We start from the raw sequence: 25,459 nt of genomic DNA on the forward strand, positions 1-25,459 counted from the left end.
CGGTATTTATGAGGAACATTACACCGATGAAGTGGTTTATCACAGCCATTGCACACATAGGGAGCCCTGTCCAAACGGGAGCAGCACTCCTTCACAAAAGATTTGCACACCTGATTGCATTTCATGCAGGAAGCACAGTTGATGTCGCAAAGAATAATCTTTTCACAGACATTTGTACGTTTGCATCGAAATCTTTTGGTGCAAAAGTTGTGCGGATTATTAAATATCCGTTTTGGTTGAATGTCATCAACCCGGTGAAGACGAATCTCTTTTGAAATGGTAGTTGGATCCTTGCAAAGATATTTGGCAATCTCCTTGAAGGAAAGTCCTTCATTTAGAGAGTCTTCAATAAATTTACGGTCATCTAAAGTTAAGTGTTTCTGGTTTCCCGGTATAAGGTTAGACATGTGTACCTCCTTCTACCGCCATCAGAGAGCATGGAAAAAGCATACAGGGAAAGAGATAAATATGCAAATGAATGGGAGAAAATGGTGTGAAAGGTTAAATTCCATTTATGTAAAAGTAAATTCCACTGTGAGATGGGAGAGTGGAATTTAAAATTTTAATTTTGGAGTTAATGGGATTTATAAACATATAGTTTAAAAATATGCTTATTTATGGTAAACTGTTTTCCAGGAAAATTTACTTTTACAGGAGAAAACAAATGATATTATCATGTAATCATATATCAAAATCTTATGGTGTTGACACTATTTTAGATGACTGTTCTTTCTTTATTAATGATAATGAAAAAGCAGCCATTGTGGGAAATAACGGTGCCGGCAAGTCAACCATAATGAAAATTCTAATAGGGGAACTTAGCGCTGATAATGGAAATGTTACCATTGGCAAGGATAAAACCATCGGTTATCTTGCCCAGTATCAGGATTTAAGCTCCACTAATTCCATATATGAAGAAGTAAAATCCGTTAAGCAGGACATAATTAACATGGAACAGCGCCTTATGGGATATGAAAGGGAGATGGCTAACCTGTCAGGTTCTGCCCTTCAAAAACTTATTGAAGACTATACTAATCTTGAACATCGCTTTCAAATGTTAGATGGTTATTCATACAAAAGCGAAATTGAAGGTGTCATTAAAGGTTTAGGATTTACTTCTGATGATTTTAATAAAGAAGTGGGGAAATTATCTGGAGGACAGAAAACCAGAGTTGCCCTTTGTAAACTCCTTTTAGGAAAGCCTGACATTATAATGTTAGACGAACCCACTAACCATTTAGATTTAAATTCCATTAAATGGCTGGAAAATTATCTTTTAAACTATAAAGGTGCGGTACTTATTATAGCCCATGACAGATATTTTCTTGACAGAATCGTAACTAAGGTCATTGAAATTGAAAATCATAAGTGTCATATTTATGATGGCAATTACTCCGCCTTTGCTGAAAAGAAAAAACAGCTTAGAGAGGTGCAGCTTAATCTTTACCTTAAACAGCAAAGTGAAATTAAACATCAGGAAGAAGTTATTGCCAAACTTCGCTCTTATAAACAGGAAAAGTTTTACAAACGTGCTGAAAGCCGTGAGAAGGCTTTAGATAAAATTGAATTAGTGGATAAGCCCGAAGAATTAAATGCTGCCATGAATATTACCCTTGAACCTGACTGTGTAAGTGGAAATGACGTTTTAACTGTTCAAAACCTTTCTAAGTCTTACAACACACTGCTTTTTAAGGATATTAATTTTGAAATCAAACGTGGCGAGCATGTTGCCTTAATTGGTGATAACGGTACAGGTAAAACCACTATATTAAAAATCATCAATAATATTATTTCTGCCGATAGCGGCATGGTAAAGTTAGGTACTAACGTGCATATCGGTTATTATGACCAGGAACAGCATAACCTTACTGACAGCAATACACTGTTTGAGGAAATTGCAGATGCCTATCCTGATATGACTAATACCAAAATCAGAAACACCTTAGCTGCATTTATGTTTACGGGTGATGACGTTTTTAAATTAGTTTCCGATTTAAGCGGTGGCGAAAAAGGTCGTTTATCTCTGGCAAAGCTTATGCTTTCAGAGGCTAACTTAATTATTTTGGATGAACCTACCAACCACCTGGATATGACTTCAAAGGAGATTTTGGAAAATGCCATAAACAGCTACACCGGTACAGTATTTTATGTGTCCCATGACCGTTATTTTATTAACCGTACTGCAAGCCGTATTTTGGAACTAACTCATACCAAATTAATTAATTACCTTGGTAATTACGATTACTATGAAGAAAAAAAAGAACAGCTTACTGCTACCTTCGCCCCGGAAATTGTCAAGGAAAAGGAAGCAAAAACTGTTTCAGATAATAAACTTGATTATTTAGAAAGGAAGGCTGAAGCCGCAAGGATTAGAAAATTGAAAAATGACATTTCTAAAGTTGAAGAGAAAATAAAAAAATGTGAAGACAGATTAAATGAATTAGATGAGATGCTTGAGGATCCTTCCGTATCTACCAATTCAGCTAAATTAAACGAAATCAGTAAGGAACAAAACGATATCAGTAAGAAGCTTGATGATTTAATGTTACAGTGGGAAGAGTTGTCAGACCAGCTTTAATTATTTGATTTTATCAAGGTTATTTATTGTATTTTAGGCTGTTTTATTCTATACTAGATATATCATTTTACATTTAAGGAGACTATCATTATGGAGAATAGAAAAGTTGTAGTCGCTCTTGGAAGAAATGCCTTTAGCGAGTCATTTCCTAAGCAGCAGGAGCGTGTTAAATTAGCTGCTAAGGCTATTGCAGACTTAGTAGAAGAAAAATATGAAGTTATTATTACTCATAGTAACGGACCTCAGGTTGGAATGATCCAGACAGCTATGACTGAGTATTCAAGACTTGACCCGGACAGAACTGTTGCACCTATGTCTATATGTGGTGCCATGAGTCAGGGATACATAGGATTTGACTTACAAAATGCCATTAGAACTGAACTTTTATCAAGAGGGATTTACAAACCTGTAAGTACCATTATTACTCAGGTCAGAGTTGATCCTTTTGACCGTGCATTTAATGCTCCTTCAAAGGTTATCGGACGTCTTATGACAAAGGAAGAAGCTGAAAATGAAAAGAAAAAGGGAAATTATGTAGAATACGAAGAAGGCGAGGATGGTTACAGAAGAATAATTGCCAGTCCAAAGCCAATTGACATATATGAAATTGATGCCATTAAGGCTTTAGTTGATGCCCATCAGTTAGTTATTGCTGCAGGTGGTGGCGGTATTCCTGTATTACAGCAGCGTACAGGTCTTAAAGGTGCCAGTGGAATTATAGAGAAGGATTACACAGCTGCAAAGCTTGCAGATATGCTTGATGCTTCTACCCTCATGATTCTTACATCTAATGATTATATGACTATTGAAAAGGAGGGTGCTACTGAAACATTAAAGAACATTTCTACAGATGAGGCTAAGGAGCTTATTGATGCTGGATACTTTGATCCTGTTACATCACTTCCTAAGATTGATGCTTCACTTTCATTTGTTTTAGCAGGTAATGACAGAAAAGCCATTATTACTAACTTAAGTAAAGCCAAAGATGGTATCAGGGAAAACATCGGTACCATCATCAAATAATCTTATTATAAAAAACGGTTGAAATCATAATTTCTGAAATTCAACCGTTTTTTTATGTTTATCTCTTTAACGCGTCATAGGCTTCCTGAAAGAAAAACTCCTGGGAATTAATTGGTTCATCATCATTTTCTACTTTGTGATAAACACCTTCATTGTCCATATACCTTGCCTTAATATTATCTTTTAACATAATATCAAAAATATGTCTAATCCTGTTCTTTATTTTTTCATCATAAACCGGTGCTGCCACTTCTACTCTTCTCACAGTATTTCTTGTCATAAAGTCCGCTGAAGAAATAAAAATTTTATCTCTGTCCCTTGTTCCGAAAATATAAATTCTGGAATGCTCTAAATATCTTCCCACAATACTAATTACCCGGATATTTTCTGTATATCCCTTAACTCCTGCCACAAGACAACATATTCCACGAATAACCATGTCAATTTTAACCCCTGCCTGGGATGCCTCAACTAACTTTTCCATTATCTTCTTGTCAGTTAATGAATTAAGTTTAAGTCCTATGTAGCCTTCGCCACCATTTTTTACATGATTAATCTCATCTTCTATCATTTGAATAACCTTATTCTGAAGACATTTTGGTGCCACAAGGAGATGATTTGTCTGTTCCATAACCTGAGCCATACAAATTTTGTTAAATGTTTCAGAAACCTCCTGGGCTATCTGTTCATTTGAAGTCATAAGAGACAAATCTGTATATAGCTTTGAAGTTTTCTCGTTGTAATTACCTGTGCCAATCTGACTTACATGCTTTATGTGTCCCTCTTCGCTGTAGGAAATAAGGCATATTTTTGAATGTACCTTTGTATGGTCAATTCCATATATAATACGGCAACCTGCCTCTTCCATTCGTCTTGACCATTCAATATTATTCTGCTCATCAAATCTCGCTCTAAGTTCCACCATTACCACTACTTCTTTTCCATTTTCAGCAGCTTCAATCAGCGTTTCCACTACTCTGGAATCCTTTGCTACCCTATACAAAGTCATTTTTATGGACACAACCCTTTTATCATAAGCTGCTTCCTTTAATAGTCTCAAAAATGAATTAATGCTTTCAAAGGGATAGCTTAACAAAATATCCTTCTCTTCTATCTGGGCAATCATCGGACGGGATTCATCAATATTAGCTGACAGCTGAGGAACCCTTCTGTTAAAGAATAATTCCTTTTTATTTCTTAAAACATCCTGTATTTTAGATACAAAAGAAAGCTCTAACGGAGACTCTGAATAAAACGTCTGATCCATGCTTAAGTCAAGTTCCCTGCACAGTGACTTAATAACCTTTTCATCCAGCATCCTTGAATACTCTAATTTTACAGGGCAAAGTCTCCTTCTTACCTTTATAAGTTCCTCCATGGAATCCCTGTAATCCAGTGCGTCATCATCAAACTGCTGATCATCTATGTCAATATCAGCATTTCTTATAATTCTAATTAAAGACTTACTTTTAACTGTATATTTTTCAAAAATCTTCGGCATAAAATGAAGAATCAGTTCTTCCACCAACATATATTTATTTTTGCTTGATGGAATCTGTACCAATCGGTTAAACACTCCATTGCTGCAAGGCACAATACATAACTTTTCATTACTTTTTGAGCCAAGAAGAGCCACAGCATATATTTCCCTGTTATTAAGGAACGGGAACGGCTGTTTCTTTCCCACCACCTGTGGTGAAAGAAGAGGCATAACAGTGCTGTAAAAATACTTTTCTAAGTATGCGGCATCTTCATCTGAAATTTCCTTAAAACTAATAAGTTCAACTCCCTGCGTTTTAATTTCCTTCATTAATTCCTCATATACATCGTCTTTAATTTTAAGAAGATTTTTGGTGTGTTTAAAAATATGCTCTAGCTGTTCACTTGCCACCATTTGTGTCTTATTTTCCTTAACAGTGTTATCTAAAAGCATCTGATCATAAATTGAACCCACTCTTACCATATAAAACTCATCTAAATTACTAATGAAAATATTGGCAAAGGACAGCCTTTCACAAAGAGGAACCCTCTTGTCAGCTGCTTCTTCTAACACACGTTTATTAAATTTAAGCCAGGATAACTCCCTATTATCATAATAAGGTTTCTTCTTGAGCTTTGGCTTATTGCCGTGCTTTTTGCTTTTTGCCATATTGTACTTATTATCCTTAACTTCCATTTTTTCCTCTTTTTTTATTTCCTGTGAAACTCTCTCTTCCATAACCCTCTCTTCCTTCTTAAACTTAAGTGCCTTACCTATAGTCAAAACTATTGCACCGGCTATTCTCCTAAACATATTCCTAATTTTTTTGCCTGTAGCACAAGCTGATTATCAATATTAACCATCTTAGTTTTACCGGCAACATCACTTAATGGAACACTTGATATTTTATTATCCACAAAGGTTGCCATATAACCATATTTTTTGTTTTCAATTAATTCTCCTGCCATAACTCCCAGCCTTGTAGCCAATACCCTGTCATAAGCACATGGATTGCCACCTCTTTGAATGTGACCTATTGAAGCAGTTCTGATTTCTTTGTCCACATATGGTTCAAGTTCCCTCGCCAGTCTTTCCGCTGCTATCAGGTTTCCTCCCTCTTTACGTTTTTTCTTCAATTCTTTCTTTGTAAGCAGGCTTTCTTCTTTTGAAATAATTCCTTCCGCTGCCGCAATAATTATATATTTCTTACCTCTTTTTTCCTTTTCTTCAATATCTTTTACTACTGCATTAATATCGTAAGGAATTTCAGGTATTAATATAATATCTGAGTTTGAAGCAATTCCTGCGTGAAGCGTAAGCCATCCTGTTTTGTGTCCCATTACTTCTACCACAAACACCCTTCCGTGGGATTTTGCAGTTGACTGAAGTTTGTCAATATAATCTGTTGCCACATCAATAGCTGACTGAAATCCAAAACTTACATCAATTCCCTCTAAGTCATTGTCAATGGTTTTAGGAAGTGTAACCACATTTAACCCCTTTTCAAATAAAAGATTTGCTGTTTTGTGGGAACCGTTTCCTCCTGCAACCACTAAACAGTCAAGACCTGTTTTCTTATAAGTGTCAATCATTGACTTAACCTTGTCACGTCCTTCTTCGTCCGGCTCATTAATCAGCTTAAAAGGTGTTCTGGAGTTTCCAATAACAGAACCTCCTAAATTTAAAATATCTTCAAAGTCGTCAATCTTCATTTTTTTATAATTGCCCCTTATAAGACCTTTATATCCGTCTAGGAAACCATAAAACTCAACTTTATTTCTTTCCTTTTCATACAGGTACTTTGCCGTACCTCTCATTGCTGCATTTAATGCCTGACAATCGCCTCCACTTGTTAAAAAACCTATTTTCATTGATAAGTCCTCCTTAATACATTATTTTTATTCCGTGCATTAAGCGAAATCTTATTACTATCTTTCCCAAATACACTGTATATTACCACGTTTTTATAAAATCTATATAAATTATATCATATATTTGTGTAAAGTTTTTAATTACACTTTTAAAGCTTTGTAAGTTTATACAAATCATAATATATTCCCTGTTTCTCCATTAATTCTTCATGGGTTCCCTGTTCCTCTATTCCATTTTCAGTTAAAACCAGTATTTTTTTAGCATTTCTAATAGTTGAAAGTCTGTGGGCAATAACTAAAGTTGTACGGTTTTTGGCTAATTTTTCCATTGATTTCTGAACGATTTTTTCACTTTCGTTATCTAATGCGGATGTTGCCTCATCAAAAATCAAAATAGGTGGATTTTTAAGGAATACTCTTGCTATGGATAAACGCTGCTTCTGTCCTCCTGATAATTTTATTCCCCTTTGACCAATATCCGTATCAAATCCCTTTGGGAGAGACATTATAAAGTCGTAGGCATTTGCCTCCTTTGCGGCCTCTATTACTTCTTCCTTAGTGGCATCAGGTCTGCCATATTTTATATTGTCAAATATAGTTCCGGCAAAAAGATACACATCCTGCTGTACCATTCCTATGTTTTTTCTCAAACTGTTAAGTTTTATGTTTCTGATATCCTGCCCGTCAACGGAAATTTTACCGTCAGACACTTCATAAAATCTTGGTATAAGATTACATAAGGTTGATTTTCCCGCACCGGAGGAACCTACTAAAGCTACATATTCCCCTGCATTTATATCTAAATTAATATGTTTTAAAACTCTGTGCGCATTATCATTATATCTAAAGGAAACATTGTCAAAAGAAATATTTCCTTTAACATTTTTCAATTCTATAGCATCTTCCCTGTCCCTGATTTCCGGTTCTAACTGTAATATTTGCTGAAATCTCTCATATCCTGAATATCCGTTTTGAAACTGTTCCGTAAAATCAATTAATGTTTTCACCGGGTCAGTAAAAATGTTAATATAAAGTAAAAAGGTCAGTAAATCTGTTATACTTACGGCATTTCTAGTAATCATAATTCCACCTGATACAATTACAATAAGGTTTATCATTGTATTAAAAGCTGTAAGTCCTGAATTGTATCCGCCCATGTAATGATAACTGTTTTTCTTTGCGTCTAAAAATGCATCATTTCCCACTTTAAACTTTTCATTTTCTATATCTTCATTGGCAAAAGATTTAACCACTCTTATTCCTGATAGATTATCCTCTATCTGTTCATTTATAGCAGCAATTTTTACACGATTTTCCCTAAATGCCCTTTTCATTCTTTTGTTGAAAAAGTATGCATACATAATCATAAAAGGAATCAGCACAAAGGCTGCAAAGGCAAGTTTTACGTTTATACTCATTAAAATAATGAGAGCACCTATTATTTTTATTACTGAAATAGTTATATTTTCCGGTCCATGATGCAAAAGCTCCGTTATGTCAAATAAATCTGATGTTATTCTGGACATTAACTGTCCTACCTTTTGGTCATCATAAAAAGAAAAAGGCATCTTTTGAAAATGTGCAAATATTTCTGCTCTCATATCATATTCAATTCTTGCTCCCATAACATGTCCGTAATTTGAAATATAATAATTACAATAGCATTGAAACAATATAAGCAGTGTAACTACTACGGCAATAATTACAAGAGTTTTCATTGCTTTATCCCTATCCATATAAATAACAGTTGATGTAACATACCTTACAACCAAAGGTATCACAAGTGCTACTGCTGATGCCATAATTGCAAAAAACATATCCGTGAAAAACACTCCTTTATATGGCTTGTAGTATGATATCATCTTTTTTAATGTCTCTCTCATTATTTTGCTCCTGATTTCTTTGTTAATTTGGATAATAGTTTTGTTTATACTAAAGACCTCCGGCATTGCCGAAGGTCTTTAAACTAAATTGTGTAAATTTATTTCTTAGCCTGTTTATTCTTTATAGTAAAGTATCCGCTTGATAATGAGTTAGCTCTTGACACTTTAATATAATATGTACCTTTTTTCCAGTTACCCCATGAGTTATATTGTGACTTTGATCCACTCCATGTGCTACTTGAAATAACTTTTCCACTCTTATTTATAATCTGAATTTTAACGCTTCCTGTTAAATCTCCCTGAAGTATAAAAGCAGGCTTCTTTCCCTTTTTGAGAGCTATCTTATACCACTTGGCAGATTTATCACCGGCAGTAATTAATCCCTTAGCTGTCTTATTATACTTAATAGTAACAGCTTTCTTTCTACTGCTTCCTGCCTTTGCTTTAACAGCTGTGTTCTTTACATTAATTGTATGTAAGTTACCATTTCCGGCTGCCGTATTACCACTGGTGCCATTTGACTTAACTTTAAAGTAATAAGTAACACCCTTCTTTACTGCGAAAGTAAACTTATTAAAGTTATATCCTGATGATACCCATTCTTCATCTGACAAAGCCTTCTTCTTTGAGTTTAACAATGTAAGATAACTTCCATATTCGTAGGAAAAACTTACTGTAACCTTTCCTGTTTTTCCAGCCTTATATTTAAATAAGTATTCATCACTTCCACTGTTTCTGTAGTAAGTAATTGTCTGACCTGACTTAATATTTCTTTCTCCTCTTAAATATAAACGGGTGGAAATATTAACTGTGTTAGTATACACGCTGTCATCATATACTGATGATTCTAATCTAATGTAATATGTTCCCTTGTTACTTAAAGCAACATACCCTTTAGCATTAACCTCACCTACTGTAAGATACTTGTAAAAACCTGTTATTCTGTTAGTGCACTGGGCATCAGTATAAATTTCTACTGTCATGTTTTTATCCAGTCTGACAACATTAACATTTAACTCAAGAGCTCCCGGCTCTGAAATATTAACCGGAATTACTAAGCCCTGATCACTTTTCTGTCCCGGAAACTTATCATTTTGTGTAAAAGTATAAGTTTTCGTTGCACTCTTTTCACTACCTGTTACTGACTTGGTTGGTGTAATAGTATCAACTGCCAATACTGCAAATGACATGGCAAACATCATTACAGCTAATGAAGCAACTAATACTAACCCTTTCATGATTTTCTTCATCTCTTAATCTCCTTCTAATATTATATATTGAGATTACATCAGCCCTTCTAAAGTTTTACGAATTGCTAATATAAATTCCTCCGTATTAAGTTTTTTCTTATTTTCCAATGTTGAAATAAGATATAAATCTCCTGTCATTTCTCCATTTTCAATTGTATCAATACAAGCCTTTTCAAGCTTATCTGCAAATGCCATAAGTTCAGGAAGATTATCAAGTTCTCCTCTCTTTCTAAGGGCACCTGTCCATGCAAAAATAGTTGCAATCGGGTTAGTTGATGTTTCTTCTCCCTTTAAATACTTATAGTAATGTCTCTGTACTGTTCCATGAGCAGCTTCATATTCATAATATCCGTTAGGTGAAGCAAGCACTGATGTCATCATTGATAATGAACCAAATGCTGTAGCAACCATATCTGACATAACATCACCATCATAGTTCTTACAAGCCCAGATATATCCACCTTCTGATCTCATTACACGGGCAACTGCATCGTCAATAAGTGTGTAGAAATACTCGATTCCTGCTTCATCAAATTTTTCCTTATATTCATTTTCAAAAATATCTGCAAAAATATCCTTAAATGTATGGTCATATTTCTTTGAAATAGTGTCCTTTGTAGCAAACCATAAATCCTGTTTTGTATCAAGAGCGAAATTAAAGCAGCTTCTTGCAAAACTTTCTATTGATTTATTTATGTTATGCATACCCTGAATAATTCCCGGTCCGTCAAATTCGTGAATTAATTCTCTTGTTTCCTCTCCTGCTTCATTAGTGTAAACAAGTTCTGTCTTTCCGGCTGCCGGAATTTTCATTTCAACACCCTTATAAACATCACCATAGGCATGTCTTGCTATTGTAATAGGCTTTGTCCAATTTTTTACATATGGCTCGATACCCTTAACAATAATAGGTGCTCTAAATACTGTTCCATCAAGAATTGCCCTGATTGTTCCATTAGGGCTTTTCCACATTTCCTTTAAGTTATATTCAGGCATTCTTGCAGCATTAGGTGTGATTGTTGCACACTTTACGGCTACACCGTATTTCTTTGTAGCTTCTGCTGAATCAAAAGTAACCTGATCATTAGTTTTATTTCTGTAATCAAGTCCCAAATCATAATACTCTGTTTTTAAATCAACAAAAGGTAATAATAATTCGTCTTTGATAAGTTTCCAAAGAATTCTTGTCATCTCGTCCCCATCCATTTCAACAAGGGGCGTAGTCATTTTAATTTTATCCATTTCTGTTTCCTCCTAAGATTTTGTAGTATCCTTGTAGATTATATCTAAATTCCAAAGGAAAGTAAACCAAAAAGTGGTAAATGACCTTTTCTCAAAAACAGATTGCCCCTTTTTCAGGGACACTTTGTAAATATTACCATCAATTATAACTTATCTACTTAATTTTTGCAGATTTAACATTACTCCATTTTTTTGCAGTTACTTTTTTACTACCGTTTTTTTTGTAAGACTTTACCCTAAAGAAATACTTTTTATCAGCCTTTAATCTGCTAAGGGTTGCTTTTGTTTTTGTAACATACTTACTCTTAGCTCCCTTAAAGTTTTTCTTTAAAGAATACTGTATCAAATATCCATCAGCATCACTAACCTTTTTAAAGGAAACTGTTGCTTTTTTCTTTCCTGCTTTTACTTTTTGCAATGTTGTTTTTGCAGGAGGAACATTCTTCATCCTCTTTTGGTCTGCTGCTGTCCATTTATTAAACTTATAAATGCCCCATTTTCCATCTATCTTCACTGGATTTAAATTATTTGTTGACTTACTGATACTTTGAATTTGACCTTTTTTAAAAATCACAGTTCCGTCTGTAGCAGACATTACTTCATAATTACAATCTTTTCCATTTCTGATTTCATAACCATATGCTATATTTCCATCAAATTCTAAATAACCATGTTTTCCAAAGCTATATTCTTTTTTACCTTCTCCACAGTATAATTTCCAATTTTTATTTTTATCCCTAATTGCCAGTTTTTTGATTTTTCCCAAACTATCTGATTCATAAGAACACATTGTTCCTGAAATAGTTTTCTTACCATTTTTCGTAATTACATAACTAGATGTAATCTGATAGTCGTTATTATAAACCTTCACCAAAAATGCATCTTTTTCAAATGCCACCGGGACAATAGACGAATTATACGGCAATGAAGTAACTTTCTTTCCATTATAGTCAAATAAATAAGTATTCTTCCATACACCTCTATTAGAAAAAACATCTATTTTAAGCAGATTTAACTCCTTGTATTCATCATATGAATAAATATAACAATATGCTCCCTCTCCAATTTCTGATGTGTTTTTTCCATCTTTTGAAACTAAATATAACTTTCCATTTTTGTATGCTGAATAATAGTCTGCATCTGACACATCAACGTCTTCGTATCCTGTCAATATTTTTGTTAATGAATATGTATTAATTATATCTGCTGCTTCATTACCATTCTCTTTATTATATTTTACTATTACATTACTTCCATCTTCTATACAATAAACGTAATCACTATTATAATCAAACTGTTTATTTATTTTCTCACTAGAATCCATAATGGTAACATTTCCTGTAAGCCTACCCTGTTGATATGTAATAATTGTTGAAGCGTTTACTTTATGAATTTCTTCAACGCTGTCTGAAATTGAAGATTTCTGCCTTTTCCCTGTATTTTTATCAACAAAATACCACTGATTATTAGCCTTATAATATATTTTTTCATTTATCAATGATACCTTAGAAATAGTTTCACTGCCATTTGCTAATGTGATTTTCTTTTCAACACTTAATGATGGGAAACTATATCTTACATACTCGTTGTTATTATACAATTCCAACGATGAACTATTTACTTCGTTGTTGTAATATTCTTTATTATTTACATCACTTACAATCTTTCCATCCATATTTACCCATAAAGTCTTATATTGTGATATATTATCATCATTTTCTGAAATTGTATCAACCTGTATAATATCTTTATTTATCTGCTCCCAATAAGAACCTGTTCCCATATCTGCAACAACAGTTCCATCTGCCTCTACCATTTTGTAATAGAATCTGGTATATCCGTCTTCTTCAGAGCCATCTAAATATTTACATCCCAAATAGTGCTTCTTATCCTGAAGCAAACATAAATTATCAAATTTTTCCTTTCCCTTATAACCCAATGAATCTTCATTTATTGTCTGATTTTCTTTTGTTATTTTTCCATTATAATCAATTAAATCATATGTGCCATCATAAAATCCAAGAATAATTTGTCCATTCTTTTCTTCTGAATAATCGTATTCTTTTGAAAGTTTTTTAATAAGTTTTCCATTTAAATTTCTTATGCTCCACTGTGAATTTTTATCACATAGTAAAACTACTTTTCCGTTAAAAACCTGTGCACTTACATAAGAACACGGAATGATTACTTTTCCATTCTTGTCAACCAATCCCCATAAATCCATATCATTTTTGCTTTTTCCTACAATTATGGAGTTGCCATATATTCCATCCACCATGTCGTATGACAGCTTAGGCTTAACCACTACGTTATATGCCTTTTTTGCCGTTGCAGCAGAAGTCTGTACTGCTCCCACAGGTATCATTCCTACTAACATGGTTGAAGCCAATAAAACCGCCCCAACTTTTTTCATTTTTTCTTTTAAATTCTCTTTCATTTGAAATCTCCCTCTTTTTTGTCTCTTTTTATCTCTCTAATTCTATTACATCATTAGAGAATATTCAATATTGCATTTGCATTAACCAGACCTGCCCCCTGCCTGTTTTTATCCATAGACATATCTATGGCATTTTCTTTAAGTATTTTTTTACATTCCACATTAGTTAATTTTTCCTTCTTATTTAACATTAAAGCAACTATTCCTGTAACAATAGGAGTTGCCATTGAGGTTCCGCTTTTTTCAATATATGGATAGCCTTTTTGCCATAAATTTGAACAGCTTATAATTTTATTAGCCGGTGCCACAATATCAGGTTTTATAATACACTGCTTCGTAGGTCCCCTTCCTGAGTAATTATAGGTATATTTTCCGTTTACAAATACCTTAATATTGTCATTTTCTGCCCCTACCGTGATTATTTTTTTACAGTCTCCGGGCGTTGAAATAGAGTTAGGTCCCGGACCGTTGTTTCCTGCCGCCGCCACCACCACATACCCTAAATCCCATAATAATTCCACTTCGTCTATAAGTTTTTTCCCTGCTTTTTCATCATTACTTAATGTTCCAAAAGATAAATTTACCACCCTTATTCCATATTTTTTACCGTTATCAATAATCCAGTGAAGTCCGTTAATTACATTTTCTTCTTTTCCTCTTCCCCTATTGTCCAACACCTTTAACGATACAATTTCAGCCTCAGGTGCAACTCCCATTATTTTTCCCTTTGACATTCTACCGGAGCCGGCAATAATTCCTGACACATGGGTTCCATGCCCCTCATCATCATATACGACATGCCTTTTATTTACAAAATCCTTAAAATATATAATACGATTATCAAAATCCAAATGCTTACTTATTCCACTATCCAAAACAGCTACTGTAATTCCCTTTCCCATTATCCTCTGGTTATGAATATTATTTATTTCTAATTTTTTTATTACTCTGTTCATATTTCCTCTATTGTTAAATTTAATATAATATATGCTTTTGTAATTGCCACCGACATTATTTATATAATTTAGATAAATTTGTAAACAAGACAGGCACTATGCCATATTATTTAGTGTAAACAAAAATTTAGGGAGATTTAACATGAGTGATTTAGCAGCAACAAACTGCGGATGCGGTTGCGACGGAGGAAACAATAACTGTTTATTCCTTATCCTTATTCTCATTTTCTGTGGAGGATGTGGTAATAACGGATGTGGAAACGGAATTTTTGGTGGCAATGACTGCTGTTCAATAATCTGGTTATTCTTAATCTTAAGCTGCTGTGGATGCGGTAACGGTTCATTCTTTGGCGGTGGCGGAAACGGTTGTGGTTGCGGCTGCTAGTTAATGATACTGATTTTTATGAATATGATTTAGAATGCTTATTAAATAACGCCTTATATGGTGAGCATTTGTCTGATACTAACTTCTTAACATTGCTAATATGCCTAAGCATTTTAAATAATTAATCAGCATAAACTTTAATAACCGCAAGCCCAAAGCAAATGGAGGATTACAGCCTAATGGAAAAGCAACAATTAAAGCAGACAAAATATGATTCCTTAGTTACTAACCGCACTATGCAGTTAGTAAAGGCTGTAATACCTTACATAAACAACGATGCCGGTACTCTTATTGGCATGCTTATTAAATTTCAGGAATTACAAAATGCCGCAAGAATTAATAATAATGTTGCCATAGCAGCCATGAACGCTGACAAACACAAAGGTATGGAAAACATGCTTGATGACATTAAGGATTTCTTAGATGATGACAACCGTGAAATGCTTGAAAATATAATGAGCATGATGGAAATGATGAGTATGGATGAAAATGCCATGAATGATTTTATAGGCAGTTTTATGGGCGGTGATTTTAACCAGACTAATAATAATTAATGGAGGATTTTATGTCTAATAACAAGTGGATGGATGACCCTGTATTAGAGGGTATTTCAAATGAGAAATTAGAAATGCTTACAAAGATAATTGAAGGTGCAAAAGGAATGGAGCCTAAGCAAATGCTTACATATTTTATTCAGCAGTCAAATGCTGCCGGAAAACAGGGTATTAACTTTACCAATTCCGAAACAGATTTAATACTCAATGTTTTAAAAGAAGGCATGACACCGGAGGAAATTAAACGCATAGATACTGTGAAACGTATTATGGCAATGTTAGAGAAAAATAAACGAACCGGCAAAAATTCTAAATGACAGGAATTTTCGACTGTATATAGCATAAGTATAGTCTTTTAATGAGCAACCAAAAATAAGACCTGCATTGTTTTTACAAACGCAGGTCTTATTTTACTCTCTAAGTCACAAAAAAACCGCCCTGGGGTTAATGAACTTATTAACTCCATGACAGCTTTTTTGTAATATATTCACTATATATTATTTAGCAACAATATTTATAATTCTTCCCGGAACATAAATTTCCTTAATAATGTTTCCTGTTAATTTGTCACCTAAAGCTTCCTTGCCCTGTGCTATGGCATCATCCTTTGAAATGTCAGCAGGTACACTGATAACAACCTTTGTCTTGCCGTTAATCTGTACAGGAACCTGAATTTCATCATCCTTCATCAAATCCTCGTCAGCTTCCGGCCACTTGTTATTTTCAAATACGCTTCCTTCTTTTCCTAGCATCTCCCATAACTCTTCTGCAATATGTGGCGCAAAAGGTGATAAAAGTGTTACGAATGTTTCGATTGTTTCCTTGTCAACTCCGCCTTCCTTCTTAGCGATTTCGTTGAACTTGTTATTGTATTCCATGAAACCTGAAACAACGGTATTTAAGCTAAAGTCCTCTAAACGTCTTGTGATAGTGTGTATCATCTGGTGACGTAATTTAACCATTTCATTTGTAGCCTTTACATCAGCTTCAATGCTGTTTACGGCTAACTTCCAGAATTTAGTAATAAATCTGTAAACGCCATCAATACCTCTCTCATCCCATTCGGAATCAAGTTCAGGTGGTCCTACAAACATTTCATAAATTCTTAATGAATCACAACCGTAATCCCTTACTAAATCATCAGGTGAAACAACATTTCCCTTGGATTTGCTCATTTTAATACCGTTTTTACCGGTAATCATACCCTGATTAAATAATTTCTTAAATGGTTCCTCAAAATCCACAACACCTATATCATACAAGAACTTTGTATAGAATCTTGAGTAAAGTAAGTGCAATACTGCATGCTCTACACCACCGATATACATATCTACAGGCAAATACTTATCTGCTTTTTCCTTAGATACTAATTCCTTATCGTTTTTGTTATCAACATATCTTAAGAAATACCATGATGAACCTGCCCACTGTGGCATTGTGTTTGTTTCACGTTTAGCAGGCTTACCGCAACATGGACATGTTGTATTTACCCACTCATCAATTGCTGCAAGTGGTGATTCACCTGTACCTGTTGGTTCATATGACTCAACATCCGGCAGTAATAATGGTAACTGGTCTTCCGGTACCGGGACAGCTCCACAATCAGGACAATGTATGATTGGGATAGGCTCACCCCAATATCTCTGTCTTGAGAATACCCAGTCACGTAACTTATAATTAACAGTTGCTCTTCCAAAGCCCTTTTCCTCAATAATATGAGGAGCTTCCTTCTTAAGAACTGATGATTCCATTCCGTTCCATTCACCGGAATTAATCATGGTTCCTACAGCTTCTGTATAAGCTTCTGTCATATTTTCTATTTCTTTTCCGTCTTTTGCAATAACCTGAATAATAGGGATATTGAATTTAGTTGCAAATTCAAAGTCTCTGTCATCATGTGCAGGTACACACATAATAGCTCCTGTACCGTAATCTGCAAGTACATAATCTGAAAGCCAGATTGGGACCTTTGCACCATTAAGTGGGTTAATTGCATAACTTCCTGTAAATACACCTGTTTTTTCTTTTCCCTGAAGTCTGTCTACTGATGACTTATTTGCTGCCATCTGGATATATGCTTCCACATCTTTTTCTGTTTCCGGTGTAGCCAGTTCTCTTGCCATGGCATGTTCCGGTGCAAGTACCATAAATGTTGCACCATGAAGTGTATCAGGTCTTGTTGTATAAACTGTAATCTTCTTATCTGAATTTTCTAATTTAAAATCAACCTCTGCTCCATATGACTTACCAATCCAGTCTGTCTGCATTTTTTTAACCTTCTCAGGCCAGTCCAGCTTGTCAAGGTCGCTTAAAAGTCTGTCTGCATATGCCGTAATCTTAAGCATCCACTGTTTAAGATTTTTCTTTGTAACTTCTGCGCCACATCTTTCACAGCATCCGTTTACAACCTCTTCGTTTGCAAGACCTGTTTTACATGAAGGACACCAGTTAATAGGCATTTCCTTCTGATAAGCAAGTCCTTTCTTAAACATCTGAACAAAAATCCACTGTGTCCACTTATAGAACTTAGGATCTGTTGTATTGACTTCCATATCCCAATCATAAAGAGCTGCTATTTCATTAATCTGTCTCTTAATGTTTGCAATATTATCTGCTGTTGATTTTGCAGGATGTGCCTTCATTTTAATTGCGTAATTTTCTGCAGGTAGTCCAAAAGCATCCCATCCCATAGGGTGAATGATATGATATCCATGAAGCATCTTATAACGGCTCCATACATCGCTGATAACATATCCTCTCCAGTGTCCTACATGAAGACCTGAACCTGACGGATATGGGAACATATCAAGACAATAGTATTTTGGTTTTGTGGTATCTTTATTAATTGGTGATATTTCCCAATTATGACGCCACTTTTTTTCGATTTCCTTATGATTATAAGGTGTTGCCATAATTTAATTCCTCCTAAAAAAATGCATGTATAATATGGTGTGGTATTAATCCACTTATATTTTAAAGTCAAATTTATTTAACTTTATTATCCTTTATTCTTCTGTTTCATCCTGTGAAACAGCTTTTGTTGTTTTCTCTTTCTTCTTTTTTTTCTCCGGCTTTTTAGTTGTTTCTTCAAGACCGGCTTTCTGCTTTCTTACCTTTTCTAAATCCTTTGGCGGTGTATATTTCTTATTTGAGCCTGAATCTCTTAAAACTATCTTCACCATTACCTGATACGAACCCACATTTCCAGCCAAATCCTGTGCTTTTATTACTACCGGAAACTCTCCTTCATCTAACTCATCCTTATTAACTGTATATACGGTTATTTTGCTTCCACTTTCATTGGTAGAGGCGCATGCCTTAACCATATTAGTTATGTCAGTTATGTTAGACTCACTATTCATGTCTTTTTTGTCTTTACTTGCAACTTCATATACAAAGCTATCCTTAGAACATGAAACCTTAGGTGGTATCGTGTCAATAACCTTAAATTTCTGTGTAAGCTTTAAAGTCTTTTTTGAAGAAAGCTTATACTTAAAAGTAACCTTTATATCTCCTGTTTCGTCAGTATTTATTTTATTGTATTTAACTAAACCTGTTTTGTTTTTACCATTTTCATCATATAACAAAATATTACCTAAATAATTAGGTTTGTAGCCTCTTTCCACATAAACAGTACCGCTACCACTTACAAGTTCTCCGTTTTTTATTTTCATGTACGGATTGTCACTTTCTGTGTCGGTAGGGTCCCAGCCACAATACTTTTGTGCCTTTGTAAATTCTTCAAAAGGCACCTGTAATTTGTCACCCTTTTGTCCGTTTACAACAGAAACCTCTGTCCCTGTTTTGCAATTTTCATAAATCCAGTCAGAATCCCCTGCACTTAACAGTACACAGGCTCCGTAACTTTTTTTCTTTCCAATTGCATTGTATGAACTTTTATTTAAAGTATAGTTATACTTATTGTTGTATCCTGCCGACTGTATCCAGGAACTGTCTCCAAACATAGTGTTGTTTTTATGCCAGCTACCATTAATATCAAGCCAGGAATAGGTCTTTGATGTTTTATACTTTCCTTTTTTCAAATCACGTCCAACGGAACATCTAAAGCTCTTATATGCCGTCTTTGTATTCCTATCTTTTGAATAACGGTAAACAATTAAAGCATTAAGCTTTTTATTAATCTGGATATAATAATCATCCAAGCCCTCAACATCTGCCTTTTTAGTCTCATTTTCTATACCTTTACCACTAAGACCGCCGGCTTTTTCAGCCTCTTTATTTACCTTTCCCTGAAAGTACATCAGCACGCCAAAAATTATGCCTGAAACAATTAAAATTTCAATAATCATTATTAAAGCATTCTTTAGTTTTTTGTTTTGAAGTTTATGTTTTACACTCAAAATTTCTACCTCTGTGTGATGTTATTCATGCTAAAGGTCTGAACAATCAAAAGCTTATTTTTGAAAAATACCTTCGACCTCAAATTTATATTATACAACATTATCGTCATTTTTCAAGAAGTGTAGTTTATATTATGGCATCCTTCATTTCTTTCACATATTCTCCTACATATGAAACACTGTCTTTTCCGTATTTTGCCACAATTTTAACAATGGCACTACCTACGATAACACCCTCAGCGTATACACTCATTTCCTTTGCCTGCTTTGGCGTACCTATACCCAAACCTATGGCACATGGAACGTCAGTGTTTTCTTTTACTATTTTAGTCATTGCCCCTATATCTGTTGTAATGTTGCTTCTTACCCCTGTTACTCCAAGAGATGAAACCACATATACAAATCCCCTTGCTGATTTTGCAATTTTGGCAATTTTCTCTTTTGATGTAGGTGCAATAAGTGGAATCAAATCTATGTTTTCCTTATCACAATAAGGTGCTAATTCCTCTCTTTCCTCATAAGGACAATCAGGAACTATTACCCCTAAAATTCCACATTCCACACATCTTTTCATAAACTTTTCTGTTCCATATCTGAATATTACATTAATATATGTCATAAAAACCAAAGGAATATGTACTTCATCTTTGATTTCCTTAATTGCATCAAAAAGTTTGTCAGTTGTACAGCCTCCCTTTAATGCCCTAAGGTCTGCCTCCTGAATAACACTTCCCTCTGCTATAGGGTCTGAAAAAGGTATTCCCACTTCAATTATATCTGCACCCTTATCCTGCATTTCTAAAATCAGCTTCTTTGTTGTTTCTAAATCCGGGTCTCCCCCTGTTATAAATGCTATAAATGCCTTTCCATTTTTAAATGCTCCACTTACCTTACTCATAAATCTGTACTCCTCTATATCTTGCAATGGCAGCCACGTCTTTATCTCCACGTCCTGACACGTTTATTACTACTATTTTGTCCTTACTTAATGTTTTTGCGTATTTCATTGCATAAGCAATGGCGTGGGAACTTTCAATTGCAGGAATAATTCCCTCTGTTCTTGATAAATATTCAAAAGCCTCTACTGCCTCCACATCTGTAATCGGAACATATCTTGCTCTTCCCGTATCATGTAAATTGGCATGTTCCGGTCCTATTCCCGGATAATCCAGACCTGCTGATATGGAATATACCGGTGCAATCTGTCCGTCTTCATTTTGACAAAACAGTGATTTCATTCCATGAAATATACCTTCTGTTCCATTTGCCACTGTTGCTGCATTTTTAGGATTATCAACTCCAAGTCCTGCTGCCTCGCATCCTATTAACTCAACTGATTTATCCTCAATAAAATTATAAAATGCTCCCATGGCATTTGAGCCTCCACCTACACAGGCAATAACCGCATCAGGAAGTCTTCCTTCTTTTTCCATTAACTGCTCCTTAATTTCCTTACTGATTACACTTTGAAAATCTCTTACAATTGTAGGAAAAGGATGAGGTCCCATTACTGAGCCTAACACATACAATGTATCATCCATTCTGTTAGTCCATTCCTTCATTGCCTCATTTACGGCATCCTTAAGAGTCATGGTCCCACTGGTAACTGCATGAACCTTAGCCCCTAAAAGTTCCATTCTGAAAACATTTAATGCCTGTCTCTCACAATCTTCCTTTCCCATGAATATTTCACATTCCATATCCATAAGAGATGCTGCCGTTGCTGTTGCCACCCCATGCTGTCCTGCTCCTGTTTCTGCTATTACACGGGTCTTTCCCATTTTTTTTGCCAGCAATACCTGTCCTAAAACATTGTTTATTTTATGGGAGCCTGTATGATTTAAATCTTCACGCTTTAAATAAATTTTTGCTCCCCCTAAATCCTTTGTCATTTTTTCTGCATAATACAAAAGTGACGGTCTTCCTGCATAGTTGTTTAATAAATCTGTTAATTCCTCATTAAACCCTTTGTCATTTTTATAAAATTCATATGCTTCTTCCACTTCGTTTATGGCTGTCATTAATGTTTCAGGAACATACTGTCCGCCATGAATACCAAATCTTCCTTTGCTCATCTCTTTTCTTCCTTTCTGCTATTTTGCCAATTCATCAAGTATTTCTTTTTTATTTTTTGCCCTCATTAGCGTCTCACCAATAAGAACTCCGTTAACTTTTGCTTCTTTAAGCCTTCTTATATCTTCGTTGGTTTTAATACCGCTTTCTGCAATAAACAATACATTATCCGGAACAAGCCTGCGAAGTCTTTCACTGTTTGAAATATCAACCTTGAAAGTTTTTAAATCTCTGTTATTAACACCTATCATCCTTGCACTTGCTTTTAATGCCCGGTTAATTCTTTGAAAATCTATGTATTTTCATATATTCTTCCACATACACGCTTCCGTACCGGGCAATCTTTCCTATATCATTATCATTTCTTGCCAAATCCACTAACATATTATGCTCAGCCAATTCCTTTTCATCTTTTATGAGGCTGTTCTCATTTTCTATATCCTCCGCCTGTGTTTTTCCCTTGGTCTTGTTCCTGCCACAGGAAATGTTGTAAGTTCCCTATCCACTAACTTAACCATGGTTTCCGGAGAAGCTCCAGCTATCTGCATATCTTCTGACTGTATAAAATACATATATGGTGAAGGATTAGTGGTTCTCAAAACTCTGTAAGCATTTAAAAAGCTTCCCTTATATTCCGCTTCAAAACGTCTTGAAATAACTCCCTGAAAAATATCTCCCTCTCTTATGTTTTCTCCACCCTCCACACTTTCTAAAAGAAAGAAGTTTTTCCCAAAGACCTCCATTTCCCTAAGTAATGAAATAGGTGTGATTACATCTGCATATATTTCCTTACATATTGGAATCATGCTGTAATCCTCAAGTAAATGTTCAATTTCTTCAAATTTCTGTGTGTTCATATGTCCTCCTCAAAAAATAATAATGATTTTGGGACAAAAGATTTTGGAATTTCTCATTGATAGGATAAACAAAAAGAAAAGGCCTTTGTCCCTTAAATATTAAGGGACAAAAGCCATAAAATACTTCTGCGGTGCCACCCAAATTAATGTATAACACATTCACTCACTGCATACCATCATATGCGCTCTCTTTTAACGGTGAGTCTCCGTCAGCGTCTACTTCCATCTAAATAGTTTCAAGCTGCCCTCCTAAGTCCATTCATCACTGATAGTCTATTGCCTCACACCAAACGGCAACTCTCTGAAAAACATCTCACATGACTACTTACTCTTAGTCAACGGTTTCCTTTATTCTAAAATTTATATTTCATATTGTCAAGGTGAGATTTACTCTTTCCCCTTGATTATTTTTAAGCATTGTCCTGTATCTGTTTTTCCTGAACATCAGGAGGTGCCTGTTCATAACGGGATACAACATATTCAAATTCACCACTTCCACCGGTTATGGAACGAAGGGATGTAGAATATCCATATAACTCTAACATAGGGACTTCTGCTTCTATTAACTGCTTTCCGTCCTTTGGAGTCATATTAAGTATTCGTCCCCGTCTTTTATTTAAATCTCCCATTATGTCTCCTGAATACTTATCAGGTGCCGTAACACTAAGTAAAGCAATCGGCTCTAACAAAACAGGTCCTGCCTCCAGAAATCCTTTCTTAAATGCAATAATGGTTGCCATTTTAAATGCCATTTCTGAAGAATCCACCGGGTGATAGGAACCATCTGTTAAAGTTGCCTTAACTCCCACTACAGGATAACCTGCTAACGGTCCTGCCTTAACACATTCCTGTAAACCTTTTTCCACCGCTGGGAAGAAATTCTTAGGTACAGCTCCACCAAATATCTTTTCTTCAAAAATATATGGTTTTGACAAATCCCCTGAAGGTTCAAACTCCATAACAACATCTCCGTACTGTCCGTGTCCTCCTGACTGTTTTTTATGTTTTCCCTGTACCTGTGCCTTCTTTCTTATGGTTTCCCTGAAAGCTATTCTTGGCTTTGTAAGTTCCACCTTTACCTTATACCTGTCTTCAAGCTTTGAGGCCACAATCTGCAACTGCTGTTCCCCGATTCCATAAATCAACGACTGTCTGTTTTCTTCATCTGATACGGTTTTCAGTGTTAAATCCTCAATGCAAAGCTTGGTAAGAGCCTGTGCCATTTTATCTTCATCACCTTTATTTACAGCACGATATGCCATATATGTATAAGGCTTTGACATTGTTGTCGGATGATATTCTATAGGCCACTGCCTTGTAGATAAAGTATCGCCGGTTCTGGTGGATGCCAGCTTTCCTATCGCGCCAATGTCTCCTGAATACAATCTGTCAACCTCAATTACATTCTTTCCCCGCATAACATATAATTTGGCAAGTTTCTCTTCCACATCCTTTGTGGCATTATAAACTGTATCTCCGGCTTTCAGTATCCCTGTACGAACTTTTACCAGGGAGTATTTTCCAACAAAAGGATCCATAATAGTCTTAAAAACATATGCTGAAACAGGCTTGTTGCAGTCAAAATCCGCCACTACCTCTTCACCTGTATCTACATTGGTTGCCTTTTTAAGCACCTCTGCCTTATTAGCACTAGGAAAATATTTTTCACAGGTTTGAAGAAAGCTGTTTACTCCCTGACAGCTTACACCTGAACCTATCTGAACCGGAACAATATCACAGCTTATTACACTTTTACGAAGAGCCTTTGATATTTCCTCATATGTAAACTCTTCCCCAGCAAAATATTTATCCATTAACTCTTCATCAGATTCAGCCACAGCCTCCATTAACTGCTCCCTGACAGGCTCTAACTTTGGTTTCACACTATCAGGAATATCTCTTTCAGTATAATTACCTGCATCATCTAAGAATTTTCTTCCTCCCATTTTTACCACATTAACATATCCCGTAAGTTTGTCATTTTCTAAAATAGGAAGATGAAATGGTGCTACTTTCTTTCCGAAATGCTCCTTTAACTGCTCTACAGTTTCCATGTATTTGGCATTTGGTGAATCCATGTTAGTAACAAAAAATATTCTTGGAATACGTCTTCTCTCACATATTTCCCATGCCTTAATGGTTCCTACTTCAACTCCTGCCTTACCGTTTACCACAATAACCGCCGCATCTGCCACGCTCATGGCATCCTCTAACTGCCCTACAAAATCAAAGTATCCCGGTGCATCAAGAATGTTAATCTTAAGTCCGTTCCACTCCACAGGTATAACCGACGCACTAATTGAGAACTTCCTGTTTATTTCCTCTTTATCATAGTCGCTAATGGTATTACCGTCTTCTACACGTCCTTTTCGGGTAATAACTCCTGTAGCATATGCCACGGCTTCTGCAAGAGTTGTCTTTCCCGCCCCACCATGGCCAAGAAATACAACGTTTCTGATATCCGATGTCTTATAAACATTCATATCCCGTACCTCCTTGTATTCAATTT

At 35.2% G+C, this 25,459-nt stretch carries 19 protein-coding genes, 1 pseudogene and 1 other annotated feature; of the genes and pseudogenes, 5 read left to right on the forward strand and 15 right to left on the reverse strand.

Annotation, left to right across the window (positions count from 1 at the left end; all coding sequences use genetic code 11):
• The coding region (locus tag H8S00_RS02465) for a helix-turn-helix domain-containing protein (protein WP_186839937.1) at positions 1-407 on the reverse strand (407 nt) is incomplete at its 3' end.
• A 257-nt stretch (positions 408-664) separates the two neighbouring features.
• Here H8S00_RS02465 and abc-f point away from each other — a divergent pair.
• Positions 665-2,578 carry a ribosomal protection-like ABC-F family protein gene (gene abc-f / locus H8S00_RS02470; protein WP_186839938.1) on the forward strand — a complete coding sequence of 638 codons (1,914 nt, stop codon included), beginning with the start codon at positions 665-667 and terminating at the stop codon, positions 2,576-2,578.
• Between the two features lie 90 nt (positions 2,579-2,668).
• Positions 2,669-3,601, forward strand: coding sequence for a carbamate kinase (gene arcC, locus H8S00_RS02475; protein ID WP_021953271.1), 933 nt, complete (start codon positions 2,669-2,671; stop codon positions 3,599-3,601).
• Between the two features lie 58 nt (positions 3,602-3,659).
• Here the strand turns inward: arcC and ppk1 are convergent, their stop codons facing one another.
• The 7 genes from ppk1 to H8S00_RS02510 form a co-directional block, all read right to left on the reverse strand.
• Positions 3,660-5,894, reverse strand: coding sequence for a polyphosphate kinase 1 (gene ppk1, locus H8S00_RS02480; protein ID WP_186839939.1), 2,235 nt, complete (start codon positions 5,892-5,894; stop codon positions 3,660-3,662).
• Positions 5,879-6,952 carry a 6-phosphofructokinase gene (locus H8S00_RS02485; protein WP_021953273.1) on the reverse strand — a complete coding sequence of 358 codons (1,074 nt, stop codon included), beginning with the start codon at positions 6,950-6,952 and terminating at the stop codon, positions 5,879-5,881. Before H8S00_RS02485 ends, ppk1 begins: the two co-directional genes overlap by 16 nt.
• Positions 6,953-7,101: 149 nt before the next feature.
• Positions 7,102-8,835: an ABC transporter ATP-binding protein gene (locus H8S00_RS02490; protein ID WP_118588452.1), complete on the reverse strand. Its 1,734-nt coding sequence runs from the start codon at positions 8,833-8,835 to the stop codon at positions 7,102-7,104.
• A gap of 98 nt (positions 8,836-8,933) precedes the next feature.
• Complete coding sequence (locus H8S00_RS02495; protein ID WP_186839940.1) at positions 8,934-10,085, reverse strand: T9SS type A sorting domain-containing protein; 1,152 nt, start codon at positions 10,083-10,085, stop codon at positions 8,934-8,936.
• A 33-nt stretch (positions 10,086-10,118) separates the two neighbouring features.
• Positions 10,119-11,327 carry an NADP-dependent isocitrate dehydrogenase gene (locus tag H8S00_RS02500; protein WP_118588450.1) on the reverse strand — a complete coding sequence of 403 codons (1,209 nt, stop codon included), beginning with the start codon at positions 11,325-11,327 and terminating at the stop codon, positions 10,119-10,121.
• Positions 11,328-11,481: 154 nt separating this feature from the next.
• The gene (locus tag H8S00_RS02505; protein ID WP_186839941.1) at positions 11,482-13,764 is read right to left on the reverse strand and encodes a fibronectin type III domain-containing protein; all 2,283 of its coding nucleotides are present in this window, start codon (positions 13,762-13,764) and stop codon (positions 11,482-11,484) included.
• Between the two features lie 53 nt (positions 13,765-13,817).
• Complete coding sequence (locus H8S00_RS02510) at positions 13,818-14,720, reverse strand: S8 family peptidase (RefSeq protein ID WP_118588448.1); 903 nt, start codon at positions 14,718-14,720, stop codon at positions 13,818-13,820.
• A 142-nt stretch (positions 14,721-14,862) separates the two neighbouring features.
• Between H8S00_RS02510 and H8S00_RS02515 the strand changes: the two genes are divergently transcribed.
• The 3 genes from H8S00_RS02515 to H8S00_RS02525 all read left to right on the forward strand — a co-directional run bounded on the left by H8S00_RS02515 (position 14,863) and on the right by H8S00_RS02525 (position 15,976).
• The gene (locus H8S00_RS02515) at positions 14,863-15,105 is read left to right on the forward strand and encodes a hypothetical protein (RefSeq protein ID WP_021953279.1); all 243 of its coding nucleotides are present in this window, start codon (positions 14,863-14,865) and stop codon (positions 15,103-15,105) included.
• Between the two features lie 179 nt (positions 15,106-15,284).
• Positions 15,285-15,659, forward strand: a complete 375-nt coding sequence (locus tag H8S00_RS02520) for a hypothetical protein (RefSeq protein ID WP_118588447.1) — start codon at positions 15,285-15,287, stop codon at positions 15,657-15,659.
• A gap of 11 nt (positions 15,660-15,670) precedes the next feature.
• Positions 15,671-15,976 carry a hypothetical protein gene (locus H8S00_RS02525; RefSeq protein ID WP_021953281.1) on the forward strand — a complete coding sequence of 102 codons (306 nt, stop codon included), beginning with the start codon at positions 15,671-15,673 and terminating at the stop codon, positions 15,974-15,976.
• 180 nt (positions 15,977-16,156) lie between these two features.
• Here H8S00_RS02525 and leuS read toward each other — a convergent pair whose 3' ends face one another.
• The 7 genes and pseudogenes from leuS to H8S00_RS02560 form a co-directional block, all read right to left on the reverse strand.
• Positions 16,157-18,571: a leucine--tRNA ligase gene (gene leuS / locus H8S00_RS02530; protein ID WP_186839942.1), complete on the reverse strand. Its 2,415-nt coding sequence runs from the start codon at positions 18,569-18,571 to the stop codon at positions 16,157-16,159.
• A 93-nt stretch (positions 18,572-18,664) separates the two neighbouring features.
• Entirely contained in the window at positions 18,665-20,020 is a 1,356-nt protein-coding gene (locus H8S00_RS02535) for a L,D-transpeptidase (RefSeq protein WP_118588444.1), read from the reverse strand.
• 127 nt (positions 20,021-20,147) lie between these two features.
• Complete coding sequence (gene trpA, locus H8S00_RS02540) at positions 20,148-20,918, reverse strand: tryptophan synthase subunit alpha (RefSeq protein WP_118588443.1); 771 nt, start codon at positions 20,916-20,918, stop codon at positions 20,148-20,150.
• Positions 20,911-22,095, reverse strand: a complete 1,185-nt coding sequence (gene trpB, locus H8S00_RS02545; protein WP_118588442.1) for a tryptophan synthase subunit beta — start codon at positions 22,093-22,095, stop codon at positions 20,911-20,913. The genes trpA and trpB overlap by 8 nt, the downstream gene beginning before the upstream one ends.
• A gap of 18 nt (positions 22,096-22,113) precedes the next feature.
• Complete coding sequence (locus H8S00_RS02550; RefSeq protein WP_118588441.1) at positions 22,114-22,344, reverse strand: beta/alpha barrel domain-containing protein; 231 nt, start codon at positions 22,342-22,344, stop codon at positions 22,114-22,116.
• Between the two features lie 25 nt (positions 22,345-22,369).
• Positions 22,370-22,950, reverse strand: a pseudogene (locus H8S00_RS02555) (chorismate-binding protein).
• Positions 22,951-23,049: 99 nt separating this feature from the next.
• Positions 23,050-23,298: a binding site (T-box leader), on the reverse strand.
• 62 nt (positions 23,299-23,360) lie between these two features.
• Positions 23,361-25,433 (reverse strand): elongation factor G, encoded by a 2,073-nt coding sequence (locus H8S00_RS02560; RefSeq protein WP_118588440.1) that lies wholly within the window; start codon positions 25,431-25,433, stop codon positions 23,361-23,363.
• Positions 25,434-25,459: the final 26 nt, after the last annotated feature.

The sequence above is a fragment of the Eubacterium segne genome (genome assembly GCF_014287775.1).
In the GTDB taxonomy this organism is placed as follows: domain Bacteria; phylum Bacillota; class Clostridia; order Lachnospirales; family Lachnospiraceae; genus Eubacterium_G; species Eubacterium_G segne.

What these genes read in the sequence shown, in the direction of transcription:
- abc-f (WP_186839938.1), top strand. Translation starts at nt 665, where the DNA reads ATGATATTATCATGTAATCATATATCAAAATCTTATGGTGTTGACACT.
- arcC (WP_021953271.1), top strand. Translation starts at nt 2,669, where the DNA reads ATGGAGAATAGAAAAGTTGTAGTCGCTCTTGGAAGAAATGCCTTTAGC.
- ppk1 (WP_186839939.1), bottom strand. Translation starts at nt 5,894, where the DNA reads ATGTTTAGGAGAATAGCCGGTGCAATAGTTTTGACTATAGGTAAGGCA.
- H8S00_RS02485 (WP_021953273.1), bottom strand. Translation starts at nt 6,952, where the DNA reads ATGAAAATAGGTTTTTTAACAAGTGGAGGCGATTGTCAGGCATTAAAT.
- H8S00_RS02490 (WP_118588452.1), bottom strand. Translation starts at nt 8,835, where the DNA reads ATGAGAGAGACATTAAAAAAGATGATATCATACTACAAGCCATATAAA.
- H8S00_RS02495 (WP_186839940.1), bottom strand. Translation starts at nt 10,085, where the DNA reads ATGAAGAAAATCATGAAAGGGTTAGTATTAGTTGCTTCATTAGCTGTA.
- H8S00_RS02500 (WP_118588450.1), bottom strand. Translation starts at nt 11,327, where the DNA reads ATGGATAAAATTAAAATGACTACGCCCCTTGTTGAAATGGATGGGGAC.
- H8S00_RS02505 (WP_186839941.1), bottom strand. Translation starts at nt 13,764, where the DNA reads ATGAAAGAGAATTTAAAAGAAAAAATGAAAAAAGTTGGGGCGGTTTTA.
- H8S00_RS02510 (WP_118588448.1), bottom strand. Translation starts at nt 14,720, where the DNA reads ATGAACAGAGTAATAAAAAAATTAGAAATAAATAATATTCATAACCAG.
- H8S00_RS02515 (WP_021953279.1), top strand. Translation starts at nt 14,863, where the DNA reads ATGAGTGATTTAGCAGCAACAAACTGCGGATGCGGTTGCGACGGAGGA.
- H8S00_RS02520 (WP_118588447.1), top strand. Translation starts at nt 15,285, where the DNA reads ATGGAAAAGCAACAATTAAAGCAGACAAAATATGATTCCTTAGTTACT.
- H8S00_RS02525 (WP_021953281.1), top strand. Translation starts at nt 15,671, where the DNA reads ATGTCTAATAACAAGTGGATGGATGACCCTGTATTAGAGGGTATTTCA.
- leuS (WP_186839942.1), bottom strand. Translation starts at nt 18,571, where the DNA reads ATGGCAACACCTTATAATCATAAGGAAATCGAAAAAAAGTGGCGTCAT.
- trpA (WP_118588443.1), bottom strand. Translation starts at nt 20,918, where the DNA reads ATGAGTAAGGTAAGTGGAGCATTTAAAAATGGAAAGGCATTTATAGCA.
- trpB (WP_118588442.1), bottom strand. Translation starts at nt 22,095, where the DNA reads ATGAGCAAAGGAAGATTTGGTATTCATGGCGGACAGTATGTTCCTGAA.
- H8S00_RS02550 (WP_118588441.1), bottom strand. Translation starts at nt 22,344, where the DNA reads ATGATAGGTGTTAATAACAGAGATTTAAAAACTTTCAAGGTTGATATT.
- H8S00_RS02560 (WP_118588440.1), bottom strand. Translation starts at nt 25,433, where the DNA reads ATGAATGTTTATAAGACATCGGATATCAGAAACGTTGTATTTCTTGGC.